This window comes from Saccharothrix syringae (assembly GCF_009498035.1).
Classification (GTDB): domain Bacteria; phylum Actinomycetota; class Actinomycetes; order Mycobacteriales; family Pseudonocardiaceae; genus Actinosynnema; species Actinosynnema syringae.
In genome coordinates this window covers 3240941-3265656 of record NZ_CP034550.1, presented here as the reverse complement: position 1 = coordinate 3265656, position 24716 = coordinate 3240941, and the positions used below count along the sequence as shown (strand labels likewise).

Here is a 24716-nt window from a genome sequence, read left to right as displayed (position 1 = left end):
CATGAGCACGACGGGTGACCGGTCCCGTGCTCCGAGCACCGGCCCGCCGATCGACCGGTTGACGTCACCGTCAGAATGGTGATGTGCACGTGTTCGTGAGCGGCCGGGTGTCGTTGGACCTGGCGGGGACGCTGAAGTGGCGGCGCGGCGAGCGGGAGGAGCTGCTGCCGGACGAGGGGGCGGTCGCGGACTGGGTGGTCGAGGCCAAGCTGCTGACCCGTCGGCCCGAGGTGTCCGGGGACGACGTGCTGCGCGTTCGCGAGCTGCGCGAGCTGGTGTACGCCGCGCTGCGCGTGGAGCCGCCGCGGGAGGTGGCGCACGCCGCGTTGCAGGCATTCGCCGATCCGCCACCGGTGCGGCCGGTGTTCACCGCCGACGGCGCCGTGGAGCGGCACGGCGACGTCACGGCCGTGCTGTCGACGGTGGCCAGGGACGCGATCGAGCTGATCGGCTCGCCGGACCTGGCCCGGGTGCGCGAGTGCGGCCGGCCGGAGTGCACGCGCCTGTTCGTGGACGACACGCGCGGCAAGCCCCGCCGGTGGTGCGGCATGACCGAGTGCGGCAACCGGATGAAGGCCGCCGAGTACCGGCGCAGGCGGCGCCTGGCGTCCTCGCGCGCACCGGGCACCCCGTAGGACCGGGGTCGACTCGACCCCGGGGTGGGCTCATCTCCGGAGGCGGCCGCGCCGCACAGCGTCCGTCAGGGTGCGCGGCAGCCCGTCGACACCGCCCGACGACATCCTCTCCCCCGGCCGCGACCACCCGCGCCACGCCGTCGACCCGGTCCGCGCCGCCCGCCTCGACCACCACCCAGTCCGGCAGCCCGGCCCGGCGCAGCAGCAGCCCGGGCCGGCCGCCCAGGCGTCGAGCACCCGGCGCGGCCCGGTGAACCGGACGGCCGGGAACAGCCCCGCGCGGGCGACGTCCAGCAGGCGCGCCCGGCAGGCCGCGACCGCGTCCCGCCCCGACGCCCCGGAAGACCCCGCCGAGCCCCGATTCCGGTCCCACCACGACCAGCAGCCGGTCGTCCCGCACGTCCAGCACCCGCTTGACCGCGAACGGCTGCCTGCGCAACTCACCCGCGGCGGCGGCCGAGCGCGGTGTTTCCCGCAGGACGTCGACGAGCCCCGGCGCACTCCACGGAAACCGCACTTCGGCGACGGGGCGGCCCGTGCCGCAGGGCCGTACGCGTTCGAACACCATCCCTGCCCGTACAGGCAACCCGCGCGAAGTGATCAGTCCGTTGTGGACCAGAGGCGGCCGGCTACCGGAGGGTCGCGATACCGGCCCGGAAGACGTCGACGCCGGCGAGGAACTGCTCGCGGTCATCGTGCTCGCGCAGGCGTGCCGCGACCTTGTGCACGAACGGGTACCGCTCGGGGTCGAACCGCGACCACTGCCCGGCGACGCCGAGGACGTCGAGCAGTCGGCCGGTGCTCTCGCAGATCTCCGGCAGCGCGGGGCGCCACCGTTCCCGGGAGAGCTGGGCGCCGACCCGCGGTTCCGCGTCGACGACCACCCCGGCCATGCTGTGCCAGGCGTTGTTGCGCGGTTCGCCGCAGACGCGGATACCGCGCAGGAGCCTGTTGTGGGCGCGGCTGTCGACGTGTAACGGACTGGCGCCTGCTCCGGTGTAGCCGACATCGGCCAAGGCGAGCAGTCCGTTGTGCACAGGGTGCCGGGCGACGACATGCACCTTCCTGCCCGCCTGACCGGCGACGCGGTCGAGGAACGTGGTGAGCACCGGCGCCGTGAAGCGTTCGGTGAACACGGTGAACCACAGCGCGCCGCGCGAGGCGACCGCGGACATGACGTCGACCCGCGGCCGCTGGCCGGTCACCCGCACGATCGGGGTCCTGCCCTTCGGCGCCCGGGACCGACCAGGCGGCGCGGCGTCCGAGCGCAGTCCGCACTGGTCGATCCGGCGAACCGGGCGCTGCGGGGTGAAGCCGTGGCCGCGCACACAAGCCGAAGCCCTGCTCGGTCATGTCCACTCCGACGACCAGCCGGATCAGCTCGACCACCGCCTGGCAGGTCCGGGAACCGCCAACCATGGCCGGGAATCACAACAACCCCGCATCCGCTCTTCGGCGCAAACTCGGTCGCCCATTACTCAGCGAACCCTGTGCGCTGTTTAGTAGACGTTTCCGAGCTACTGGTGGTCGAGGGCCCACTGGCAGACCGGAACTCCATCAGGTGGCGGTGGACGACGAGTGTGACCTTGGCAGCTCCGTCCGTTCCGTCAACCAGAGGCTCACGTCATTTCGTGGAGAAACTTCAGCGCAGTAGTGGAGGTCCATTCGGCCCGCAGTGTTCGGCCCGGCCGCTTCCCCGGGGTGTGGGACTGATGCCTACTTGGACACGCGGGTTTCGACGCCGGCGGAGACGCTTCCAGGGTCGGTCTCGATGAAGGTGAAGGAGTCGCCCTTGGGGTCCAGGTAGATGTCGAAGTGGGAGGTGACCCCGGAGTTGGTGTAGGCCACGGTCCCCGTGCAGTCGGCGTCGACCTGATAGGTCGCGGTGTTGGCGGTGGCCGGCGTGATGACGCCGTTGAAGCTGCTGCTGACGATGCCCGCACCCGTGCCATTGCCGTTGTAGGTCTGCACCCCGGCGAAGGCGAACGGGGTGGTGCCCGTCCCGGAGACCGTCCAGCCGTCCTCGGAGAAGGTGTAGGTGCCGCGCAAGGTGGCGTTGCTGCACGACGGCGCCGGAGCGGCCGAAGCGGTCAGCAACGGTGCGCCGGTCGCCGCCAGCGCACCGATCCCCAGCGCAATCGCCACGTGCAGCTTACGGACACGAGATCTCGTCGGTAACATGAGTGTTCCTCCATTGGTCAGGGACGCTCCAGGGCGTCCCGGGCGGACGAAGCGGTTGACAACTCGACTGTCAACGCGAAAGGCCCTGCGAAATAGTGGACGAAAGGCCGTGTTGCACAGTCGTGTGTCCCTGGTGTGCGGTCTGTCTGTGTCGATGGGCACGAGGTAACTCGAGTCGAAGTGGAACCGGATCAGACACCGGGTACACCTGCTTGCAGTACGGCCGGGCGCTGGGCCGCAGCGCCGACCGGACCCTCCATGCTTTCCCCGGACCAGACGCATCGACAGAGGCCGAAAGGCCCACAGAGCCAGCCGGAAGTCCCCCTTGCGCCTCCGATAAGACGGTGCGTGACAGATCCGATCGGCTCAGCGACAACCATCGGCGCGAACTGCGAACGCAACCACTCTTCCGGATGTCCGCCATCCGAGTGCCCGCTGCTTCCACACGGACCGCAACGCATCTTCACGGCCATGTCCACCTGCTGAACGAGGCGCGCGTAGAAGCTGCCGGACCGGCTCTCGGTGATCACCCGGTCGAGGTCCGCGACGAGCGCGACAAACCCCGTGCCGCTCGAAGGCCACTCGGCGATAGCAGCGTTCCGGGTGACCACCAGAGAACTGGTGCGGTTGCCGTGCGAGCGCGAGGACCTTCGTCGCGGGCGCGTCAGAGCCGATGGTGCTGCGCTCGCCGGCCGTGGACTGGCAGGACACACTTCGCACCCGGAACCCGACTTCGAACCGTCGTGAAGCGCTGGTTCTCCCCCGGCTGCCGGGCTTGTCCCACGCCGAGGCAGCCGACGTGGGCCGGACGTCCGCTGCGGCGACCGGAGCCGATCCGGCTCACACCGCCGGGCGACCGGCAGACCGACGACGGGAACTTCCGACGTCCCGCATCCGACTGGATCAAGTAAGGAAGGCGCACCGGTGCGTCATCCGCTCACGGAGGTTGGGGGCGTGGTGGTCTCTGCGGAGTCGACGGTCGACGGTACTCGGCGCTGGCCAGGGCTGCGGGCGGACCTGAGAACGGCCGTGGTCGACGCCACGGTCGCGTTGGTGGTCACCGCCGCGATCTTCGCATGGCTGTACTCGCGGGTGCGGTCCGGGACGTCGGCGACCGTCGCGGTGATGCCGTTCCTCGCCGATGCCGACGCCTACCTGATGTACTGGCTGTGCCAGGCGTTCGGCTGGACGGCACTGCTGTGGGCGTGGTTGACCACCATGCTCGGCCTCGTCCGCTCCAGCGCCCGCCCCCGCGGGCCGCGCATCTCGCCGGTCGCGGTGGAGCGGTGGCACCGGGCCACGAGCCTGACCACGATCGGGCTGATGTTCGGCCACGCGTTCTGGTTCTTCGCCGAGCTGGTGCGGGTCAACGAGTACGGCCTGGACTGGGCCGGTCGGATCGGCAGCGCGTTCGTCGAGGTGTTCGTGCCCGGCGGGTACCCCTCCGGCACCGGCCGCGTCGCGGTCCTGCTCGGACTGCTGGCCTTCTACCTGGCCATCCCGCTGGGCCTGGCCTACTACCTGCGCAACCGCACCGGCGCCCGGGCCTGGCGGGCACTGCACCGGTTCGTGATCGTCGTCTACGTCCTCAGCGCCTGGCACACCCTGCTCTACGGCACCAACGTCTGGTTCGACGGCTGGCCCCGCACCACCCTGTGGCTGTTGCAGGTACCGGTCGCCGTGCTGCTCCTGACGCGACTGCTCGCCCCGGCACGCCCCAACGAGCGGCTCGGACGCACCCGGGGTGCCCTGGTGACCGGCCGACGAGTGGTGGCACTGCTGGCGGTCCTGACCACGATCGGGGTGCTGATCGCCGTCGTGGTCAGCGGTCGCGACGGCGGCCGCACACCCGGCGCGCACTACAGCGCGCCCATGTCGGTGCAGCCCTGGATGGTGTGGGTCGGGGCAGCGGTCCTCGCACTGGCGGTGCCCGTGGCGGTCGGCCTCGCCCGGCGCGCCGAACGCGCCGACCGGGGCCTGACGACCCCCTGACCTCGACCGCCGCGTGCAACACCACGGCGAACAAGCGCAGTCCCCTGTGCCGGCGCGAGAACGACGCGTGGGCCGATGCCGCGAATGTCACGCTCCCACCAGGTCACCGTTAGCACCGTGTTCATGCCCGATACGGTTCTCACCGGCCCTGAAGGGCCGGCGCTGCCCTGCGCAACCGGCGTAAACGCCTTGAGAGGAAGCACGTAATACAGCGAGATTCCCGAAGGCCGGGACGACGCACTACCGACAGGTCGGGATCTTCCAGCGTGTCATAACATGCTCCGGGCTCGACCCGACACCTTCTCCGCCGAGGCATGGTTTTCATCCATGCAGTCATGCGGCGCCTCACCTCCGACATAGCCAACACTCGGCAGTAGTCATTTTTTTCCTACTCTGAAACTGCAGTGACCGATCTGCCAACCTCGCGTCCTGCTCGTATGGGTAACAGTCGGCACAAGCACAGCGGTGCGTGTTGGCTTGTGCCGCCCGGAAAGCCATCGCCGCCGGGGGAGCGCGAGTGGTCACCGTGTTGTGAGCACGTCCAGATGATCGCGGTGCTGCTGCATGAGGTGATCCGGACGCTGCTGGTCCTCCCGTCGGTGCTGCTGCGCAGCGAGGCGACGAAGGACGCCGAACTGCTCGTGTTGCGGCACGAGAACGCGACCCTTCGTCGGCAACTCGCGGGCCCGGTCCGCTACGAGCCCTCAGCCCGGTTCTGGTTCGCCGCCCTCCCGGGGCTGGTGGCGCCCCCTGGATCGACCACGTCTTCCTCACCCTGCACCTGATCGAGGCCGGCCACCGTCCCGCCGGGGCCGAGCACGGGAGCACCGCCCTGCCCGGCTTCGCCGACGTCGCCCCCGACACCGGCACACACCACCGCTGAGCGCCACCAGTCGCAGGGGTCTGCCGGTCGACCCCGTGGCCAGGCGGTGCAGTAGGCCACCGGGTCGGGATCGGCGAACACGCGGGACCAGCGCGCGCACAACCGCTAGCGGGCCTGCTGTGCCGCGGTCAGCGCCAGATCGGTGCTCTGGCCGCGCACCAGCCTGCCCGGCACCGCGATGTCGGCCTCATCTGGCAGGGTCAGCAGCAGTACTCCCCCGGCCAGCTCGCACGTGGTGGTGCGGTCGGGGTCGGCGGTCGCCATCCGCAGGGCCTGGTGCAGGTTGCCGACCTCGTCCCGATCGGTTGGCGCAGCTTGCGAATCCAGCGCGCACACCGCAGGCCCGGACCGACGCGTCCAGCGCGGCTCCAGAGCGCCGGCTCCACGCGTCGCACCGGGGTCGTCCGCTCGCCGTCGCCGGAAAGCAGCCACGGCCCTCTTCGTCCGCATCAGCGTCCCCAGCCTCTTCGGCGTAGCCGGTATCACGGGCGCGCAGCAGTGATCACCGGTCCTCGCGTTCACGCCGGGCTGGGCCGGCCTGCTGTGGTGGGTGGAGGAGGCGATGCCCGGGACTCGGAGGACGGGCTTAACCCCGAAGCGGCCCGAACTTCACTACCGTCACCCGGGTCGAGTCGAGTTCCGCCGTGAGCGAAGCGGACGCGGCCTTGAGGATCTTGGTGGTCCGATTGAGCTCCGCGCTTCCTTCACGGAGGTGCCGCAGCTCGTCGGGCTCGGCCGCGGCGAGCGGGTCGTCTTGCTCACCACAATTGGCCTCGTCGGATCCAGTCCCACAGCGCCTCCGGATGCACGCCCAACTGTTCGGCGAGGCGCCGGATCACCGATTTCAGGTCCGACTTCCGACAGAGCCGGACGCACATGTCCTCAGCTCGTCCGGGTGCTTCTTCGATAGAGCCGCGGAAGATTCCCTTCAGGCCCCATCGGACCACGTCTGGAAAGCATCCCAGTGGTCGAGTCGTCGCGACTGCAACATCATCCGGAGCTGCGGCGCCCTCCCCGCACAGGGGTGTGCCGGCCGCCTGGGGACGGGCGACGGAGGCGCTCGCCTTCTCCGCACGAGCGGAGCGCCTCCGCGCGACAGGTCCGGACCGGTGCGGTGCTCCCCCTCCCGACGAGCCGGGCCACGTTTCCTCCGCAATTCTGCGGCTCAATGTCGGAGAAGAACCGACTCAGTCGGCAGAACTGCGTCATCTGACCTTGTGCTCCGGCGTCGGAGCAGCGGGAGCGGGCAAAAACACCACTCGATCGGCGAACTGCCCTACGCTGACGGCAAATGGGCCTGCACGGGAGGGCGGATGGGCGGCGAGGCTGTTCACGGCTCGGCCGGTGATCCGGTACGGGTCGCGGTGCACCGGACCATGGTGGTTGTCGACATCGAGCGATTCGGTGATCTCCGACGGACGAATCCCAATCGGCTGGTCGTCCGCCAAGCGCTGTATCAGGCGATGGAAGCCGCATTCATCGATGTCGGCGCGGACTGGACCTCCTGGCAACGCCAGGATCGCGGGGACGGGATCCTGGTGCTCGTCCCGCCCGAGGTGGCGAAGAGCCTCCTCGTCGAGCGACTGCCGGTGGCGCTGGCCACTTACCTGGACGAGCACAACAGCACGCACGAACCATCCGAAGCCGTCAGGTTGCGCGTCGCCGTCCACGCCGGCGAGGTCTACCCCGACGGTGACGGAGTCGTGGGCCACGCGGTCAACCACGTGTGTCGGCTGGTCGATTCGGACCCGCTTCGGCGAGCGCTCGCGGACGTCCCCGGCACGGTTGTGCTGATGGTCTCGGACTGGTTCTTCGAAGAGGTAGTGCGGCACTCGCTGGTGCTGGACGCGCGCATGTTCCACAGCGTCAAGGTCGTCATGAAGGAGACCGACACGACGGCGTGGATCTACACCCGGCCGGAGGTTCCGGAGCAGCGGCGCGCGGAACCGGTGGAGCACCCGGTTCGACCCGGTGGGCACCTGGTCGAGGACCTGTGGAAGGCGTCTGACGACTGCCTGCGACGCCTGGGCAGTCGGCGCACCGCGTATCCGCTGGATCTGAGCATCGCCGAGCTGCACGATCGCGGGCTGTACGTTCCCACCGCGTTCACCAAGACAGGGCACGGCGGTCGGCGGTTCTCGGTGGACGACATCGCGGCCGAGGTCGCCGGCCACAGGTCTGCGCTGATCCTGGGAGAACCGGGCAGCGGGAAGAGCGTCGCGGCTTACGCGGTCCTGCGGCGCCTTCGCGATTCCACGCCGGCGTTGGCGGTCCGGGTCGCCGAACTGCGCAGGATGATCGGGGACGCGGCGCGGTCGTCCGTCGACACCGGGCAGAGGCCGCCGTCACCACGTCCTGTCCTGCTGCTGGACGGGTTGGACGAGAGCCTGGGGGAATTCGACTCGCCGGCGGACCTGTCCGAACTGCTGCGCCAAGCGGGCGACCGGTTCTCCATCGTGGTCACGTGCCGCCACAGGGAGTTCGAGGACAACCTGGCGTCGTCGATGGATGGCGATACGTTCGACTCGATCTACACCATCGGCGGGTGGACCCTGGAGGGTCACTTCTCCGACTTCGTCCGTCGCTTGGTCGTGGCGGAACTGCTCGAATCCGACGACTTGATCGAACAGGTCCGCGGGTCGGCGAACCTGTCCCGGATGGTCGCCAGACCGCTGTACGCGCGGATGATCACTTTCCTCGGCAGCGGGGGTTTGTCGGGGGTCGGCAACGTGTCGGCCCTGTACGCGGAGTACATCGACCGGCTCGCCGCGGTCAGCGACGCCGCGTTGGTCCGGGCCGACTGCCCCCGACCGGGGTCCTCCGTCCAGGTGTGGATCGACGCCGCCTGGTTGGTCTTCCAGCGGGCCGCGATCCACGAGGACCGGTTCGACTTCGGCGCTGTCAGTTCGTTGCTGGCATCCGGTCCGGCCAAGGCGTTGCGGTGCGCGCAGCGTGCGCTCAGCCAACTGTGCGACCGGTGGCGTTCGTCCGGGCGGGTGTGGGGAAGCTTCGTGCACTACTCGTTCTTCGAGTACCTGGTGAGCCGGCACTACGTGTGCGAGATCGAAGCGGCGCTGACCTCCGGCGCGATCGACCGGCTCGCGACCTGCCTGCGCACGGATCCCACCCCGGAGATCCGCCACTTCCTCGTCGACGAACTCCGCATCACCCCCGTGGCCGGCCTCGGCGATGTGCTCGAGGTGGCCTTCCGGCACGTCCGTTCGTCCAGTGACGAGGTGTCCGAGATCCGCGTTACCGGCAACCTCGTGGCGTACCTGCTGTCCAGGGCGGTGCCGGACGGCCGGGTGTGGCTGTGGCGCCTGTTCCGCGACGAGGGGGACATCTTCCTGCAGCAGGCCGCGTTGTGGGGGTTGTGCCACTTGGGAGACCCGGCAGCGCTGCAAATTTTCATCGACAAAGGCCGCGAGTCGGCCGAGTGGCGGGCGTGGAACCGTGGCTACCTGATGTACTACTACGGCGACATCGACCACCGGGATGAACCACCGCACGTCGACTCGGACAAACTTCGCGGATGGAGTCGCACGCGTGAGCGCACCATCGCCCTGATGACCGCCCCGGACTACCTGGAGCGCATCGCCGTTGAGCGGCGCTATCTCGACTTGTACTCATTCTACGATTACGCGGTCTGGCGCAAGGAGGTGTTGTCGGAACAGGACAGTCGCGTCCTGCGCGCCACGGAGGCAGCATTGTTGTGCAGCAATGAGATCGCCCCCGCCTTGGTGCAGGAGCTGAAAGTCATGCGTGAACAGGTGACTCCGCCCGAGCATTGATCGACTCGCTCCCGATTCCCCGTCCGGTGGACTCGCCCGGCGGATCGGGTCAGCCCACGGCGGCGACTCCGGAGGTGGGCGGCAACAGATCGCGCATCCGATCCTCGGGGAACCCGGCGTCGAGGAGCGCGGCTTCGGACTTCTCACACGCGGCCCAGATGTCGTGCTCGCCCATCGAGCGACCGGCGCCGTCTTCGAAGGCCAGCCCGAGTTCCGCCCCGAGAAGGGCCTCGACCCGTGCACCGCGGCTGAACTCCCAGCCGTCGGCCAGCACGATCCTGGCGACATGACCTCGGATGATCCGCTCACACAGCACGTCGTACCCGGGTTGGTCCAACCCGTCGATGTTGAACTCCGACGGGTTGATGACGTTGTGGCCGGGGTATCGCGCTCTCGTGCGCGTCGCCGCGGCCCTGGCGTCGGAGCGATTGGGCTCGAGCACCTCCCGCTCCCACCGGTGGACGAGGTCCGCACGCAGCACCGAGCGGTCGAACTGCGATGCCGCAAGCATCAGATCGAGTTCGCGGCGACCGGAACTGATAGGACAGGCGACATAGATCGCGTTTTTCAGCTCTATGGACGCAAACGCCTGTAGTGCAGCCGAGAGCGCTGGCCTGTGCATGCGTTGTCCCTCCTCGTCGACGGCGCGCCGGTCATGATCGCACGACGCGCCCACCAGGTGGCGAGACACGCTGATGCGACCCACCAATGTAACCTTGCGTGCGGCGGAACTCTTGATGCAACCTTGCGGATGCCCAGCAGGTTACCCATGCCGGATGACGCGACCCGGTCGGGGGGCAGACCCGCAGAAGCCACCCAGGAGAGATTGGTGCATTGATGGCCGATGATTACCTCACACGCGGCCTGTGGATTTGCGTCGACGGCGTCGAAGGCGTCGGCAAGAGCACTGTCGCCCGCGCGTTGGCGAGCGGATCGGCCGCACACCTCGCGACCGAGTTCTCCTCGGCGCCCTTCGGTCGGGCGCTTGAGGGTGCCGTACGCACAGCTCCCCATTTCATCGCCTCCAGCGAAGTCGGGCAGTCACTGGTTTTTCTCGGCGACTTCTACGAGGTGTACGCCTCTGAAGTGGCACCCCTGCTCGCCGGGGGCACCACCGTCATCAGCGATCGCGGGTACCTGAGCAAGTACGCCTACCAGGAGGTCGTGCTGACCGGGGCGCTGGGCGATACCGCCGCCCGCGGACTCCTGGACGCGATCTTCGGTCACCTTCCGACACCGGACCTGACCTTGCACCTGGTCGCTTCCCGAAACGTGCTCCGCGAGCGGCTCGTGGCCCGTGACGGCGAGTGCGACGACGCGCGCCTGGCGTTCATGGCACAGGCCCACCGGGCGGCGTTGCGCCGCCTGGTCCGAGCACCCGACCTGCGGGTGACGACCATCGACGCCGACCGTTCGCTCGATGTCGTGACGGCCGAGGCCGTGCACGCCACGACCGGGTTGGACCGGTCTACTCGTCGTAGTTGAACTCCGCGACCCTGGTGCGCACCTCGCGGCTGAACAACGTCTGCGACAACAAGTCCCTGTACTTCACCCCTTTGTCGGTGAGGGTGACGTGTCGCGGACCCGTCTCGCACAGCCCCGACTCCGTGAACGCGGCGAACTCCTCGGCGAACCGCTCCACGGGGTCGAAGGCGAGCGTTTCCCGCGTCCAGGTCCGGTCGAGTGCCATGAGGTTGAGCGCCGTGGCCTTGCGCCGCCTCTCGTCGTCGGTCATGAGGAAACCGTCGGTGACCGCGATGTCACCAGAGCGCACGCGATCCACGTAGGAACGCAGCGTCGCGGACCGCGAGCGGACCGAGTAACCGTTGCGCAGGTCCGCCTCCCACAGGTAGCTGCGTGCGCCCGCACCCACCCCCAAGACGTTGCGCAGCCCCCAGTGATTCGCCTTCTGCCGGTAACCACCACCGTCGCGAACCCACCTGACGTGGGTTTCCTGGCGATACCCGGCGTCCTGCAGCAAGCGGTTGGCCATCTCGTAGCGCCGGTACAGGGTGGCGCCGTCCACGGCCGAGTACCCCAGTCTGCTGTAGCCGGTGAACGGTCGGAGCGTCAACGCGTAAGCGCACACCGTCGGCGGTGCCAGTGCGATCACCCGCAGCAGTGACTGCTCCCACCCCTCGTCCGTCTGACCGGCCAGGCCGTAGATCAAGTCGACGCACACGTTGCCGAACCCGACCCCCAGCGCCTGCTCCAACAGGGCCAGTCCAGCGCTGTCGGGGCGTCGCCGCCCCAAACCCCGCACTTCGCCGTCGACCAGTGACTGGTAGCCGAGGTTGATCCGGTTGATCCCCACCGCGCGCAGATCACGGAGCTTGCCCAGGTCGACCGTTGCGGGGTCCACCTCCAGAGCGGTCTCGGGCGGCAACCGGTCCGGCCGGTCGGAAAACCGGTCGAGCAGGAACCGGATGAGCCGTTCCAGCTGGCCGGCCGCCAGCACGGACGGCGTGCCGCCACCGATGTAGAGGGTCGTGACGGTCTTGCGATCGGTCAACCGCGCCAGTCCCGCGGCTTCTTCGAGCACGGTGTCGACGTAGCCGTCCAGGTCGTTGTTCGCGCCCGCGACCGCGTAGAGGTTGCAGAACCGGCAGATCTGACGGCAGAACGGCACGTGGACGTAGAGGTTCAGGTCCTCGAACCGCCGCAGCGAACGGGCGACCAGCTCGGGGACGGCCGCGGCAGTCGATTCGCCGAACACCCGGTACGACTGCCGGGGCGGGTAGGAGTAGACGTAATCAGCTCGCGCGTTCGCGGCGACCAGCCCGGCCAGGCGGGAACGAACGGAGGACCGGTCCACGACTATTCGCATGGATTCCTCGTCGAGTCAGATCCGGATGTTGCCCTCGATGATCTCGTGCAGGAAGTTCCGCGTGTTCGGCGACAGTTGCTCGACCATGGTGGACAGTTCTTCGACGTGGTGGTACCGGCACGAGTCGTGGATGTGCCGCTCAAGCACCTGCGGTTCGCCCGCGGTGATTCGCGCGAGAAACCACGTGTAGACCATGGTGCGCCCGTTCTCGACGAACGACCGCGTGCCGAGATTCTGCCCGACGGCGACTTCGACGCCCATCTCCTCCATCAGTTCGCGCCGCGCGGTGCTCCGGGGATCCTCCCCCGGGTCCAGCTTGCCACCGGGGATCTCCCATTGTTGCAGCTCGGGAGTGTTGCGGTGGAGCAACAGCACACGGCCGCGGCCGTCTTTGATCACACATCCGGCCAGTCGCACTTCTTGCATCGAACACTCTCCCGTTCATCCCTTCGGCGGCAGAGGCTAGCGGAGCTGCAGGTCACCAAGGACGGAAGGGCCAGTGAACCACAAGTTCGAGTGAATCCACCACACAGTTCAGAAATGTCACGACGGGATTAACCGCATTATTGCGGGTACAGTGGCACGCACATGACCGTCCGGACGGCACCCTTCCCCCGACCGACACCGGACCGAGGTTTTACCTGCTCCGCGGAAGGTCGCGCCCGGTATGGTCGAGCCTCGAGCCGGTAGCACACCCCACCCCCTTCGAAACTCTTTCCGATGTCGACGAAAAGAGGCTGCGGATCGATGAGGATAATCGTTTCCGGCTTGACCGCAGCAGGAAAGACGACACTCTGCCTCAAACTGGAGAAAGGATTGCTGATACCGCGCTTCAGCGCCTCCGAAACACTCAGGAAGCTACTCCTGGACACCGGCGACGCCTGGTCGCCGGAACTCGATCGACAACGAACGGAACAGTCACTGGAACACGCCGTCGACGCCGCGATGACAAGTGCGTTGCACGAGCACGATGCCGGAGTGTTCGACTCCTGGGGACTGCCGTGGTACTCGAACGAGACCGCGATCCGCATCTGGCTGGAGTCGAACCGGGAGAGCCGTCTGCGCAAGTGCTACGTGTCGTACCTCCAACGGGGAACACCCAAGACCTTCGCGGAGTGCGCATCGATCATGGATGCCAAAGACGCGAAGAGCAGAACGGTGTTCCTGATGAACTGGGGGTTCGACATCTTCACCGACCGGGAGCCGTTCGACATGGTCGTCGACTGCTCCGCGCTGATCCCGGTGGCGACCATCGAGCAAGCCGACATCGGAGCGAGAAGGACCTACCAAGCGGTCATCACGGCACTGGCGGACCGGTACGACACAGATCTCCTGCCCACATCCGGCGACCGGACGACAACGACCGAATCGCGGGACCCGACGGTTGTCGTCACCTGGTTGCAGTGAGGGCGGGGTCACGCGTGTGGACAAAGCCACTCTTGGTCAGACTGCTGTGAGACACCTCGTGTGAGCGGGGTTCCTGATCAAGGGCGAGACCGGAGATCCTTGTGCTCGTGTCCACCCCATCCGACAAGCCTCCTCGGCATTCCTCCGGCGGGACGCCGGCCGATCCGGCCGCGCGTCCGTCCCGGCGGAGGTCCACCGCCGAGTACGAGCTCGCCCTGGTCGCCGAGTACGAGAACGCCCCGAACGGGGAGAAGGGCGCGATCCTGCGTCGCGAGGGTCTGTACTCCTCGCACGTCATCGAGTGGACCCGGGCCCGTGACGCGAGCCGGCTGGGAGACGGACCGGCCGAGCCGACGGAACCGACGAGGAAGCCGGCCGAGCAGATCGAGTTGGACAGATCGCGCCGGCAGAACGCGAAACCGACCTCCGACCTGGCCAAGACCCGAATGGCACTGGACATCACGGGAAAAGCACACGCGCTCGTGGAGGAACCCTCCGGGAGCACGGACGAGGACAGGCCGCCGACGAGGTCTTGACGACCGCCTTCGGCGAGCTGCGTGCCGCCTGGTCCCGGTGACTACGTCGTGCGCGTTGACCGGTAGGTCCCGGGCAACGCACTACCGCCACCTCGGGGCGACGGGCCCGGTGCACGGCCCCCGACCGCGCCGGGGTGCCGGAGGTGTTGACCAGCCCTGCCTACCGGGACCTGGCGATTCCGCAGGTGTGGGCGCGGGAGCTGGACGAGGGCCGCTACCGGTGCTCGGTCTCCACGATGTACCGGCTCGCCCACGGCCCGAACCAGGTGTGGTCCTGGGACAGCACCGCGTTGAAAGGCCCGGTGAAAGGCATCTGGTACCGCTGCTACGTCGTGCTGGACATCTTCTCCCGGTGCGTCACCCGGGTGGCTGGTCGCCGCCGCGGAGGACGCGGTCGTGGCCAGGGACTTCCTCGCCGACGCCGTCGCCCGAAACGGCGCCGCGCCGCACACGGTCCACGCCGACCGCGGCGGCGCGATGGTCTCCGACCCGGTCTCCGGGCTCCTGGTCGACCTCGGCGTGCTCCGCTCGCACTCCAGTCCCTGCGTCTTTAACGACAACCCCTCCCCCGAAGCCCCGTCCAAGACGATGAAGCACATGCCCGACTTCCCCGACCGGTTCGACTCCCCCGTTACCTTTTTCGTGGTTCCTGATCAAGGAGCTGTGGTCGCCGGGTCCGGCATGACTTGCGCCCCCAGTCGAAGGCATGATCCGGGGGGTGGTGTCACCGGACCCGGTGGCATCGCCGGACCGCTGATAGGGACACGGCCGCCCGCCGGGCAGGTCTCGTCGTAACGTGGGTGCCGGCCTGCGATGCCCACCCGGCGGCCACTCGCGACGAACGAACGGCACGACGAATGACCAGTGGTTTCGGGGTGTTCCTCGGCCTGGACGTGGGCAAGGGCGAGCACCACGCCGTGGGCCTGGACCCCGCCGGGAAGCGGCTGCACGACGGGCCGTTGCCCAACAGCGAGCCGCGGCTGCGGGCGTTGTTCGACAAGCTCGCCGCGCACGGGCCGCTGCTGGTGGTGGTCGACCAGCCGGCCACGATCGGGGCGCTGCCGGTCGCGGTGGCCCGCGCGGCCGGCCACACGGTGGCCTACCTGCCCGGTCTGGCCATGCGCCGCATCGCCGACCTCTACCCCGGCCGGGCCAAGACCGACGCCCGCGACGCCTTCGTCATCGCCGACGCGGCCCGCTCGCTGCCGCACACGCTGCGGTCGGTCGACGTCGGCGACGACGCCCTGGCCGAGCTGGACGTGCTGGTCGGCTTTGACGACGACCTGGCCGGCGAGGCCACCCGGATCGCCAACCGCATCCGCGGCCTGCTCACCGGCGTCCACCCCGCCCTCGAACGCGCCATCGGGTCCAGGATCAGCCATCCGGCGGTGCTGGAGATCCTGTCCCGCTGCGGCGGCCCCACCGGCATCCGCGCCGCCGGACGCCGCAAGCTCAGCGCGATCGCCGCCGCCCACGCGCCCCGCATGGGCGAAAAGCTGGTCGCCGCGATCCTGGCCGCGCTGGAGGAGCAGACCGTCACCGTCCCGGGCACCACCGCGGCGGACACGGTGCTGCCCCGGTTGGCCGATAGCCTGAAAACCGTTCTGCTGCAACGCAAACAGGTCGCCGCCGAGGTCGAGGGGATACTCGATGCGCACCCTCTCGCCGGGGTCCTGACCTCGATGCCCGGCATCGGCGTCAGGACCGCAGCCCGCATCCTGCTCGAAATCGGCGACGCCACGGGCTTCAAGACCTCCGGGCACCTGGCCGCCTACGCCGGCATCGCCCCGGTCACCCGCAGCTCCGGCAGCAGCATCAAGGGCGAACACCCGGCCCGCACCGGCAACCGCAAACTCAAACGCGCGTTCTTCCTCGCCGCGTTCGCCGCCCTGGCCGACCCGACCAGCCGCGCCTACTACCAGCGCAAACGCGACCAGGGCAAGAAATACAACGCCGCCCTGATCTGCCTGGCCCGACGCCGCTGCGACGTCCTGTTCGCCATGCTCCGCACCAAGACCCACTACCGGCATCCCGACCGCATCCCCACAGAAACAGCCGCTTGACAACCCCATAGGGACACCCCCCGACCCCGATGCACCCCGTCACCACCGGAATGCCCACCCACGACGCCACCGGCCCCGACACCACCCGACAGTGGCGCAAGAGGACCAGCGCGCCCCCCGCCTTCAGACCAGGACAGCTCCGTGGGCCGGCCCGACGCGCCTCACAGCTCGACCAGCTGCTGGTCGCGCACCCACATCGCGGCCGTCCGCTCCGGCAGTCGCGCCTGCACCGCGTCGAACGCCACCCGCCAGTCGGACCCGATCTCCGCGCCGACCACGCGCCACACCATGCGCCGCAGCGACGCGTCACCGCGCAACGCGGCCAGCACCGCGCGGGCCGTGGCGGGGCCGTCGCCGGCGAGCGTGAACAGGAAGCCGCGCCAGCTCAGGCGCTTGCCGCTGGTGAACGCCCCGGTTCCGGCGGCGAGGTCCCAGGCGCGGCGCAGCAGGGCGTCCTCCTCGGACCCGGTCAGCCGCAGCGCCGACAGGGAGGGGATCGTCGTGGACACCGTGAGCAGCGCCTCGGTGGGACCGGCCGTCCGCGCGACGGTGAGCGGGTCCTCACCCGGCAGCGCCCAGAACGCGTCGTCCGTGATCACCTGGGGCCTCCCGGGTTCGGGTGGAACTCGATCACCGGCGGGGTGGACGGCGAGTCGGGCAGGCCGGAGCTGATGACCTTACCCGCGCCGTTGGAGGCGTTCGCGATGTCGTTGGACAGCCCGCCGCGCGACCTGATGTCCACGTCGCCGTCGACCCGCACGTCGATATCGCTGCGAGTGCCCTCGCCCTTGCCCTCGGTCGGCAGCTGGGGCTTGTCGATGTTGCGCCCCTCGCCGCGCGCCCGGCTGCCCACCACGTCGACCTGGGTCTGGTACCGGTCCGCGATGGCCTGGAGCTCGGCGACCTCGCCCGGGGTGAGCGTCTTGGGCCCCGGCACCGGCTCGGTGACGCCGCGCGTCCGCATCCCGCCGCCCTTGACCGGCGGCTCCTGGCGCGGCGGTTCCTGACGCGGCTCCAGGCGCGGTGGTTCCTGGCGGGGCGGTGGCTGCCGACCGGAACCCCGCCCGCCGCCCACGCCACGGCCGCCACCGCGCACCGGGATGTTGCGGAACACCCGGTCGAGCAACCAGGCGAACATCATGTTGGCCAGCAGGTTCTTGGTCGGCCGCTCCCCGTGGACCAGGTTCGTCACCACCGTCACCACCACGGTGACGACCTCGACCACCGCCAGGATGCCCGCCGCGCCCAGCCCGGCCCACAGCCCGACCGCAATCGCCGCCGAGAACACCGCGCCGACGACGAACCCCTCCACCGCGGCGTCCCACACGCCCTTCCACGGGTCGGCCTCACCACGCCACACGTTGTTGGTCAGCTGCGACGCCGCACCGGCCAACGCGGCGATGAACGGCAGCAGCAGCAACGCGTACGGGCCGAGGAAGAACACCGCCAGGCCGCCCAGCACCACCGTGATCAGCAGACCCACCCAGAACCCGGGGTTGCTCACCATCTCGACCAGGTCGTCCCACTGCCGGGCGAACCAGTCGGCCACCGCACCGAGCCAGCTCGACTGCTCCTGCGCCCGCGAGTCGACCCGCCGCTCACCGGCCGCCACGTTGGTGTCCACCTGACCAGCGACGTCCTGCCCGCGCCGCTGCACCTCGTCCGCGCGTTCCCCGGCCCGGCCGGTCATCTCTCCCAGCCCGCCGCCGAACGCCGCCGCGGTCTGGTCGGCGGTCTCCCCGGCCTTGGCCGCGACCTCCTCGACCACCCGGTCACCGGCCGCCCGCGCCCGGCCCGGCACCTGGCCCAGCGCCGCCCGCGCCCGGCCACCGGCCGCGCCCATCGCACCACCGACCTGCTCGACCGCCCGCCCGGCGTCGTCCCGCGCGCCGGCGACGACCCCGGTGATCGCCTCCCGCGTCCGCTGCGCCGCCGCGCCGACGGCCTGCGCGGCCTGCGGCCCCGCCGCCCGGATCTCCTGCCCGGCCCCGGTCAGCGCCCCGGTGATCTGGGCATCGACCTGCTCTGCCACCTCGTCGTCGACCGGTGCCCGGCCGACCTCCTCGTCCAGTCGACCCACCTCGGCCGCCGCCGCCTCGGCCACCGACCGGGCCTGCTGCTCGACCGCCACCGCCGCCCGCTCGGCCGCGTCCAGGAGCTCCACCTGCTTGCGCCGCGCGTCCGCGGCCAGCTTGGCCCGCAGCTCACCACCCCGTTGCGCCAACGCGGTCCGGGCCTTGCGCTCGCCCTCCCCGAGCCCGGCCGCGCTCTCGGCCTCGGCCCGCGCCAACACCCCGGCCGCGCCGGACGCTGCCTGCCCCAACGCCGACGCGACGGGCGCGCCCATCGCCGCGATCGCACCACCGGCCTCCTGCGCCCGACCCTCGAACGCCGCCGCGGCCTGCGCCATCTCGCCCTCGACCGCCGCCGCCGCCTGCTGCCCCTCACCACGCAACCGGCCGGCGGCCTGCCCACCCACCTTGTCGCGCACCTCGTGCTTGGCGTTGGCCACGGCCGCGTTGCCGCCGCCACCACCGGCCGTCGCGCTGCGCTCGGCCGCGCTCTCGGTCCCGCCCCGCACCCGCTCGCCGGTCTCCCGCCCGACCTGCTCGGCCCGCGCGCCGTACTCCGCGCCCAACCCGCGGGCCCGCTCCTCCGCACCGCCCAGCCGTTCCCGCGCGCCGTCCGCGGCCCCCGCGTGCCAGGACTCGACCGCCGCCCGCTCCTGCCCGGCGGCGGCCCCGATCTCACCCGCCACGGCCACCCGCCGCGCGCCGATGGCCTCCCCGCCCGCCTCGACGGCCGCCGTCACGCCCTGCACCGCCTCGGACGCGCTCGCCGCCACCGCCTCCGCTTCCTCGCGGGCGTGCGCCCGGATCTCCTCGGCGGTGGCCCGCGCGGTGGCCGACAGCTCGACCAACCCGCGATCGAGCGCGCCGTGGGCCGCCGCGGAAACACCACCCCCGGCGTCCCCGCCGCCGTAGGTCGCGAGGAGGTCCGGCGACTCCTCCCGGGCCGGCGGCGGCACGACGTCCACGCGCGGGGGTTCGGGCATCGGCACGGGGTGCGGCGCGAGGCGGGCCGCCACGGCCCGGTTGCCCGCGCTCTGCTGCAACGAGATCACCCGCGCCGCGCCGGACTCGCCCCGCTCACCCGTCCGGCCCTGGGGCTTGGGCCGCGCCGGGGCACGCGGCGGCACGCGTTGCGCCTGCTCGCGTCGCGCCTGCTCCCGTTCCTCGGCCACAGCCGGAGTATGTGCCCGCACCCGGGCGCGGACGCCAGACCGAAAGGACAGACCTGAGGGCACAGTCGCCTGAGGGCACGGTCGGCGCCGGTCGGAAACCTTCGACTCGGTCCCCCGAAAAGCAGACTGGAGTGGTCCCGGGTCCGCGGGGGCGGTGGGGGAAGGTGGCTGCGTGGACGCGTCGGAGAGTTCGTCCAGGCCGGTCACGATCTCCTACATCGCGGAGACGGCCGGGGTGTCGGCGGGCACGCGCGCCCGGGTCGAGGCGCTGATCGACGAGTACGGCTACCAGAAGAGCGGCCCGCCCAGCCGCAGCTCGGGCTCCTCCATCAAGGGCGAACACCCCGCCCGCACCGGCAACCGCAAACTCAAACGGGCGTTCTTCCTCGCCGCGTTCGCCGCCCTCTCCGACCCGACCAGCAGGGCTTACCACCAGCGCAAACGCGACCAGGGGAAGAAGCACAACGCCGCGCTGATCTGCCTGGCCCGGCGCCGCTGCGACGTCCTGTTCGCCATGCTCCGCACCAAGACCCACTACCGGCGCCCCGAGACAGCTCCCGCCCCGGTTGCGGCTTGACAACTCCATAGGGACACCCCCCGCCCACACCCGACACCCGCAACACTTCGCACACCGACCCCGGCCACCCCGACTGCCCGAGGCGGCCTGGATCAACCAGCCCGTCGAGCAACCACGGCCGGCCCCGCAAGCACAACCTGTCCCGTTCGGATCGACGACTACCGGGGAGCCACGCCGAACGATGACACCCGTCGTCGGCCGGCTTGGACCTGCCTACCGAACAGCTCCGGCGTGGGCCGGCAGCTGACGCGCCCCATAGCCGTAGGCGAGATAGGCGTCCAGTCGCCGACGACGCTCGGCGATGCGGTGTTCCTGCCGCACGAGTTCGTCACGGATCTGCCGGACGCGCGTCAGGAGCTCGGCGCAGTCGCCACGCGGGTGCTCATCTCCGGCGCAGGGCAGGATGTCCCGGATGACGTCGGACGACAGACCGGCGTGGAACATGTCCTGGACGAACGCGACGACCTCGGCCGACTCGGGGGCGTACTCGCGGTACCCGTTGGGCCGGCGCTCGCTGCGCAGCAGGCCCTGCTGCTCGTAGTAGCGCAGTGCCCGGCTGCTGACGCCGGTCGCCTTGCTCAACTCGCCGATGCGCATGCCCCAGTTCAGCTTGACCTTGACGCTGACGTCAAGGTTTAGCGTCGAGATCATGACCACAACAGCGCGGATGCGCGACAAGTTCACCGTCGTCACCGGCGCCTCCACCGGCATCGGGGCGGCCATCGCCGAGCGGCTGGCCGCCTCCGGTGCGCACCTCGTCCTGGTCGCCCGCAGCGCCGACAAGCTCGACGAGTCGGCGGCACTGCTGAGCCGTCGTCACGGAGTGACCGTGCGCACCGTTCCGCTCGATCTCGCTGCCGCCGACGCGCCGACGCGGCTGGCCAAGACGTTGGCCGACGAGGGCATCGAGGTGGAGGTGCTGATCAACAACGCCGGTGTCAGCGCGCGAGGCCCGGTGCTCGACGGCGATCCGGCCCGGTTCCGGTCCCTGATCGACGTCAACGTCAGCGCGTTGACCGAGCTCACCACCCTTTTGGTGCCCGCGATGGTCGCCCGCGGCCACGGGGCCGTCGTCAACATCGCCAGCACCGGGGGGTACATACCGGCCCCTTACCTGGCGGTGTACGCGGCGACGAAGGCGTACGTCATCTCGTTCACCCAGGCGCTGTGGGCCGAAACCCGAGGCACCGGGGTCCGGGTGGTGACGGTCAGTCCCGGACCCACGAAGACGCCGATGAACGCCCGCGGCACGCGCAGCGCCGAGGCTGTCGCCACCACCGTGTTGCGTGCCCTGTCAGGCAACGGACCGGCGTTCATCGACGGCAGAACCAACGCGCTGACCGCTCTCCTGTTCGGCAGGCTGCTGCCGACGCGCCTCACCCTCTCCGTCGCGCGACGGGTAATGGCCAGAAGTGATGTCTGAACGGACCGGCGTCCGCGCCGACGTGGCGCGACCAACGTCGAACGGAATCGGTCGCCTGCTAGGAGCTGTTCGGGGTTCGGATCACGTGGTTGAGGTCAGGGTCTTCAACCACGTGATCGCTCCTCGTAGACGGTGACGGCCCGAGGTGGACCCCGCGCGAGCTCTCTTCAGACCGGTGGTTGTTGGTCGAGCAGCCCGACGGGGTCGGTGCTGTAGGCGACCATCCAGCTGGGGTCGATGCGATACCAGACGTTGTCGTCCCAGAACGGGTCGTCGCTGTCGCCGTCGTAGTGGTTGACGAGGTGGTCGCGGATCGCCGGCCAGGTCAGGTCGCTGCTCGTCCCCTCGGGGTTGAGCGGAACGGCGTGTCCGTGCGTGAAGATGCCGAGCTGCTCGCCGCGCATGAAGGTCGCGCTGATGCCGGGCCGCGCCGCGAGATGACGGGCTTTGGCGGCCTGGCGGTGGGTGCCGAAGATCCAGCGGCCGTGCAGGAAGTGCCCGTCGGCGCCGCTGATGCGCGGCTCACCGCGCCGGGTGACCGTGGCGATGGCCAGGGTGCACATGCCTTGGCAGACCCGGACGACCTGCTCGGCGTCCAAGGTGCTCTCACCTGGCCGGATGATCGATTTGAGGTGGCTGCCGGAGCCGGCCAGAGACGTGTCGAGCAGGACTTGGAGGCCGTGGAGCTCGTCGGGGGTTTCGAACATTCGGCCAGTCAATCAGCTCCCACCGACAGTGTCGGCTCAGTGCCAGGGGGGTCGGTGCCGCCCGGAGCGCATCTGGGGTGTGCCGGTCGTGCAGACGTTGCGATCCTCGCCGTCCCCAGAGGGGCAGCGCTGCCCTGGGCGACCAGCGCAGACACCTTGAGAGGAAACATGTACTGATCTTCAATTCGTGTTATCGGCTGAGGTCGGGTGCATAGGCCGGAAGCCGGTAAACGCTCAGCCACCGTGTGCTGTCGATGAAGGCGAGCATGTCGTCGGAGCGGTGGGTGGTGAAGTCGATCCGGGGCGCGGTTCCGGTCTCGTCGACCGGTTCGTTTCCCCGGACCGCTTCCCGCACCCGGCGTGCCCGCTTCCGGGCACCGGGCGCTCCACAAGCCCTGTCCGGAACCCGCGTGTGGTCCTCAACTCGCGGTCGGCCACGGTGTCGGGATCGCTGCTCCCCGGTAGCGGTAGCGCGTGGTGGTTACCTTTGCCGGGTTGAACAGTGGTCTTTCCTCCGAGACCGGCCACCAACGGGAGGAAATCCGCCTCGAAGATCGGCTCCAGCACCAGCTTCAAGCAAGCCTGGACCACGCGGTCGGTGATGGTGGCGATCCCCAGACGGCGCAGCCTTCCGCCAGTCTTGGGGATCATCCGTTCCCCCACCGGCATCGGGCGGAAACCACGGTCCTTGATCTGCGACCGCAGCGTGTCGAGGAAGTCCTCGACACGCTGCTCGGCCTCGATGGACCGGACCGTGCGCCGGTCCACCCCGGCCGTGCGTGCCCCCTTGTTGCCCCGCAACCGATCCCACGCGACCAGCAGAAACGCGGGATCGGCGACGAGGTTGAACAGATCATCGAACCGGCGACGACAATCATCACGGGCTCGACAGTGCAGCCTGGTCTGGATTCTCAGTACCCTGCGCTCCGCCCCGAGCAAGGCGGAGTCAAGATCGTCGGTATTCACCGGCGACGGCCTCTTGACCTTCCAGTACGTCGACTGCCGACTTGCTGGTCTCCTTCGCCGTGTACGCGCCTCTCGCGCGCTCGGACTACTACGAGACCTCCGCCCCGCCCGACGGCCTTCGGTCGGCAACGGACCTGCCCGCCACCGGACCGGCTGCCCGGCGGAAAGGGCGACCGCGGGCGGTTCCCACGTTCACCACGGAATCGATCGAAGAGGAAGGTGCCCGCCTCTACCCCGACAGCCTCGCCACACCTGCGCCGCAGACATTCGGCATGGCCTCCCCACCGGACCTACGCAACCGGCTTCGGAGTTGAACGCCACCCGAACCAGTGACGATCACACGCTGCAACCCGGCCCGTATCCGTCAAATTTGAGCCGAGCGGGACACATACGGGGCGTCAGAGAGCGGTTCCTCGCGTACACCTTCTCCTCAGTGCTCGCCGGACCCGGGCCGTCTGCCAGTGCCGACCCGTCCCGTACTTTGTCAGGGCTGCTCCCGCCATCACATGCGTTCCCACGCAACGACTGCCCTCAGCTTCACCAGCCAGCTGCGACCGGCCAGCGGTGGAGTCCTTTCACCTCCACTCGATTCCACAGCGCCTCGTGGCGCACGGCAGGTTGTCCCACGCCAGCACGATTGGCCCGCCGAGTCGGTGGTGGGCGGGGATGAGCAGGTCGCGGTAGTCGGTCCAGGCGAAGCCGCGGCGCCCGCCGCGTCCGGTGTCCAGTCGGGGCCGGTGGATCAGGCGTGAGCGCTCGCCGGGCTTGTAGCAGGTCGGGGCGGCGACCGACAGTTGGCGCCGTGCCCCGGCGCGCACCCGGATCACCGGGGTGTGACCGCGAGATGCCCAGGTGCGGGAGGTCGGCGGCGTCATCGACATTCCTGCCTCGTCCTCGAAGACGATCCAGGCGTCGAGCGCCGCCGCGGTGCTTCCACCCGCGGCCACGTGTCCTTCACCCAGCCGGCCACCGCCCGGTCGTCGCGTTCCACCGCCCGCCGCGCCGGGGCCTGGCGCGTCGAGCCGTGCCGCCGCAGCAGCAGGTGCACACCCTGCACCCTGTAGGACAGGTGGAACCGACGGCCGATCAAGGTCTTGATCCGCGACAGCGGCCAGACCTGGTCCGGCCACCCGTGCGCCGTGGGTCCTTTGCGCAGCTCCTGTTCCAGCCGCGCGAACTTCGCCTCGTCCAGACGGGGCGTCGAGGCCGGCCCCTGCGAGGCCAAAGCCCGGAGACCATCCACGCTCCAGGACCGTCGCCACCGCTACACCGACCGCACACTGACCCTCAAGTCCTTGGCGATCACCGCGTTCTCCTCACCGTCGGCGAACCGCTCGGCCGCCTGCAGGCGCAGCCGTTCCCGGAACTCCCGCCGCTCGGCGGTCAGCCCACCACCCTGCGCGTACCGCGTCCCACCGGTACACCGCAACGATCAAGACATGTCAGCAGCCGGCGACAACACGAATTGAAGATCAGCAGAGAAC

The 24716-nt window shown here is 69.8% G+C and carries 24 protein-coding genes and 1 pseudogene; 11 read left to right on the top strand and 14 right to left on the bottom strand.

The genetic code is table 11. The features are described from left to right. Nucleotides 1-83: 83 nt before the first annotated feature. Complete coding sequence (locus EKG83_RS14935; RefSeq protein WP_033435509.1) at nucleotides 84-635, top strand: CGNR zinc finger domain-containing protein; 552 nt, start codon at nucleotides 84-86, stop codon at nucleotides 633-635. 629 nt (nucleotides 636-1264) lie between these two features. Here EKG83_RS14935 and EKG83_RS14930 read toward each other — a convergent pair. Beyond that, entirely contained in the window at nucleotides 1265-1963 is a 699-nt protein-coding gene (locus EKG83_RS14930) for a transposase (protein WP_051766986.1), read from the bottom strand. 388 nt (nucleotides 1964-2351) lie between these two features. Beyond that, nucleotides 2352-2780 carry a hypothetical protein gene (locus tag EKG83_RS14925; RefSeq protein WP_051766987.1) on the bottom strand — a complete coding sequence of 143 codons (429 nt, stop codon included), beginning with the start codon at nucleotides 2778-2780 and terminating at the stop codon, nucleotides 2352-2354. Between the two features lie 990 nt (nucleotides 2781-3770). Between EKG83_RS14925 and EKG83_RS14920 the strand changes: the two genes are divergently transcribed. Next, the gene (locus EKG83_RS14920; RefSeq protein WP_084717149.1) at nucleotides 3771-4808 is read left to right on the top strand and encodes a ferric reductase-like transmembrane domain-containing protein; all 1038 of its coding nucleotides are present in this window, start codon (nucleotides 3771-3773) and stop codon (nucleotides 4806-4808) included. A gap of 545 nt (nucleotides 4809-5353) precedes the next feature. Then, nucleotides 5354-5593, top strand: coding sequence for a hypothetical protein (locus EKG83_RS14915; protein ID WP_033435511.1), 240 nt, complete (start codon nucleotides 5354-5356; stop codon nucleotides 5591-5593). Nucleotides 5594-5796: 203 nt separating this feature from the next. Here EKG83_RS14915 and EKG83_RS14910 read toward each other — a convergent pair whose 3' ends face one another. Beyond that, nucleotides 5797-5955: a hypothetical protein gene (locus EKG83_RS14910; protein ID WP_153278113.1), complete on the bottom strand. Its 159-nt coding sequence runs from the start codon at nucleotides 5953-5955 to the stop codon at nucleotides 5797-5799. A 1049-nt stretch (nucleotides 5956-7004) separates the two neighbouring features. Between EKG83_RS14910 and EKG83_RS14905 the strand changes: the two genes are divergently transcribed. Then, complete coding sequence (locus EKG83_RS14905) at nucleotides 7005-9482, top strand: NACHT domain-containing protein (protein ID WP_153278111.1); 2478 nt, start codon at nucleotides 7005-7007, stop codon at nucleotides 9480-9482. A gap of 49 nt (nucleotides 9483-9531) precedes the next feature. Here EKG83_RS14905 and EKG83_RS14900 read toward each other — a convergent pair whose 3' ends face one another. Next, nucleotides 9532-10188 (bottom strand): DUF4406 domain-containing protein, encoded by a 657-nt coding sequence (locus tag EKG83_RS14900; protein WP_228122621.1) that lies wholly within the window; start codon nucleotides 10186-10188, stop codon nucleotides 9532-9534. Nucleotides 10189-10319: 131 nt separating this feature from the next. On the opposite strand from EKG83_RS14900, the gene EKG83_RS14895 reads away from it, so the two are divergent. Next, nucleotides 10320-10967 carry a dTMP kinase gene (locus EKG83_RS14895; protein WP_153278110.1) on the top strand — a complete coding sequence of 216 codons (648 nt, stop codon included), beginning with the start codon at nucleotides 10320-10322 and terminating at the stop codon, nucleotides 10965-10967. Here EKG83_RS14895 and EKG83_RS14890 read toward each other — a convergent pair. Both EKG83_RS14890 and EKG83_RS14885 read right to left on the bottom strand, forming a co-directional pair. Then, the gene (locus EKG83_RS14890) at nucleotides 10951-12309 is read right to left on the bottom strand and encodes a coproporphyrinogen-III oxidase family protein (protein WP_033435515.1); all 1359 of its coding nucleotides are present in this window, start codon (nucleotides 12307-12309) and stop codon (nucleotides 10951-10953) included. The two genes, EKG83_RS14895 and EKG83_RS14890, sit on opposite strands and share 17 nt — an antisense overlap. 15 nt (nucleotides 12310-12324) lie before the next feature. Further along, on the bottom strand, nucleotides 12325-12735 hold the full coding sequence (locus tag EKG83_RS14885; RefSeq protein ID WP_033435516.1) for an NUDIX hydrolase: 411 nt from the start codon (nucleotides 12733-12735) through the stop codon (nucleotides 12325-12327). Between the two features lie 294 nt (nucleotides 12736-13029). Here EKG83_RS14885 and EKG83_RS14880 point away from each other — a divergent pair, with 294 nt between their 5' ends. The 4 genes from EKG83_RS14880 (at nucleotide 13030) to EKG83_RS14865 (ending at nucleotide 16315) form a co-directional block, all read left to right on the top strand. After that, complete coding sequence (locus tag EKG83_RS14880; RefSeq protein WP_153278109.1) at nucleotides 13030-13716, top strand: hypothetical protein; 687 nt, start codon at nucleotides 13030-13032, stop codon at nucleotides 13714-13716. Between the two features lie 107 nt (nucleotides 13717-13823). Continuing rightward, nucleotides 13824-14252 carry a hypothetical protein gene (locus EKG83_RS14875; protein WP_153278108.1) on the top strand — a complete coding sequence of 143 codons (429 nt, stop codon included), beginning with the start codon at nucleotides 13824-13826 and terminating at the stop codon, nucleotides 14250-14252. Between the two features lie 396 nt (nucleotides 14253-14648). Further along, a complete protein-coding gene (locus EKG83_RS14870) occupies nucleotides 14649-15047 on the top strand; it encodes a hypothetical protein (RefSeq protein ID WP_051766989.1) in 399 nt (132 codons plus the stop codon). Nucleotides 15048-15109: 62 nt separating this feature from the next. Continuing rightward, nucleotides 15110-16315: an IS110 family RNA-guided transposase gene (locus EKG83_RS14865; RefSeq protein ID WP_033435519.1), complete on the top strand. Its 1206-nt coding sequence runs from the start codon at nucleotides 15110-15112 to the stop codon at nucleotides 16313-16315. A gap of 161 nt (nucleotides 16316-16476) precedes the next feature. Here the strand turns inward: EKG83_RS14865 and EKG83_RS14860 are convergent, their stop codons facing one another. Further along, a complete protein-coding gene (locus EKG83_RS14860) occupies nucleotides 16477-16914 on the bottom strand; it encodes a hypothetical protein (protein ID WP_033435520.1) in 438 nt (145 codons plus the stop codon). Then, on the bottom strand, nucleotides 16911-19559 hold the full coding sequence (locus EKG83_RS14855; RefSeq protein WP_153278107.1) for a coiled-coil domain-containing protein: 2649 nt from the start codon (nucleotides 19557-19559) through the stop codon (nucleotides 16911-16913). The genes EKG83_RS14860 and EKG83_RS14855 overlap by 4 nt, the downstream gene beginning before the upstream one ends. A 307-nt stretch (nucleotides 19560-19866) precedes the next feature. On the opposite strand from EKG83_RS14855, the pseudogene EKG83_RS14850 reads away from it, so the two are divergent. Next, nucleotides 19867-20136, top strand: a pseudogene (locus EKG83_RS14850) (transposase); the annotation flags it as partial. 213 nt (nucleotides 20137-20349) lie between these two features. Here the strand turns inward: EKG83_RS14850 and EKG83_RS14845 are convergent. After that, on the bottom strand, nucleotides 20350-20829 hold the full coding sequence (locus EKG83_RS14845) for a MerR family transcriptional regulator (protein WP_228122620.1): 480 nt from the start codon (nucleotides 20827-20829) through the stop codon (nucleotides 20350-20352). Between EKG83_RS14845 and EKG83_RS14840 the strand changes: the two genes are divergently transcribed. Beyond that, a complete protein-coding gene (locus tag EKG83_RS14840) occupies nucleotides 20804-21559 on the top strand; it encodes an SDR family NAD(P)-dependent oxidoreductase (RefSeq protein WP_033435523.1) in 756 nt (251 codons plus the stop codon). The genes EKG83_RS14845 and EKG83_RS14840 overlap by 26 nt on opposite strands. A 167-nt stretch (nucleotides 21560-21726) precedes the next feature. Here the strand turns inward: EKG83_RS14840 and EKG83_RS14835 are convergent, their stop codons facing one another. From EKG83_RS14835 to EKG83_RS47755, 5 genes are all read right to left on the bottom strand, one after another. Further along, nucleotides 21727-22266, bottom strand: coding sequence for a pyridoxamine 5'-phosphate oxidase family protein (locus EKG83_RS14835; RefSeq protein ID WP_033435524.1), 540 nt, complete (start codon nucleotides 22264-22266; stop codon nucleotides 21727-21729). 234 nt (nucleotides 22267-22500) lie between these two features. Then, a complete protein-coding gene (locus tag EKG83_RS47760; protein WP_211269306.1) occupies nucleotides 22501-23232 on the bottom strand; it encodes a reverse transcriptase family protein in 732 nt (243 codons plus the stop codon). A 575-nt stretch (nucleotides 23233-23807) separates the two neighbouring features. Then, on the bottom strand, nucleotides 23808-24179 hold the full coding sequence (locus EKG83_RS14820; RefSeq protein WP_033435525.1) for a transposase: 372 nt from the start codon (nucleotides 24177-24179) through the stop codon (nucleotides 23808-23810). Further along, the gene (locus EKG83_RS49585) at nucleotides 24104-24475 is read right to left on the bottom strand and encodes a helix-turn-helix domain-containing protein (RefSeq protein WP_211269307.1); all 372 of its coding nucleotides are present in this window, start codon (nucleotides 24473-24475) and stop codon (nucleotides 24104-24106) included. The genes EKG83_RS14820 and EKG83_RS49585 overlap by 76 nt, the downstream gene beginning before the upstream one ends. A gap of 21 nt (nucleotides 24476-24496) precedes the next feature. Next, entirely contained in the window at nucleotides 24497-24661 is a 165-nt protein-coding gene (locus tag EKG83_RS47755; protein WP_211269308.1) for a hypothetical protein, read from the bottom strand. Between the last annotated feature and the right edge of the window lie 55 nt (nucleotides 24662-24716).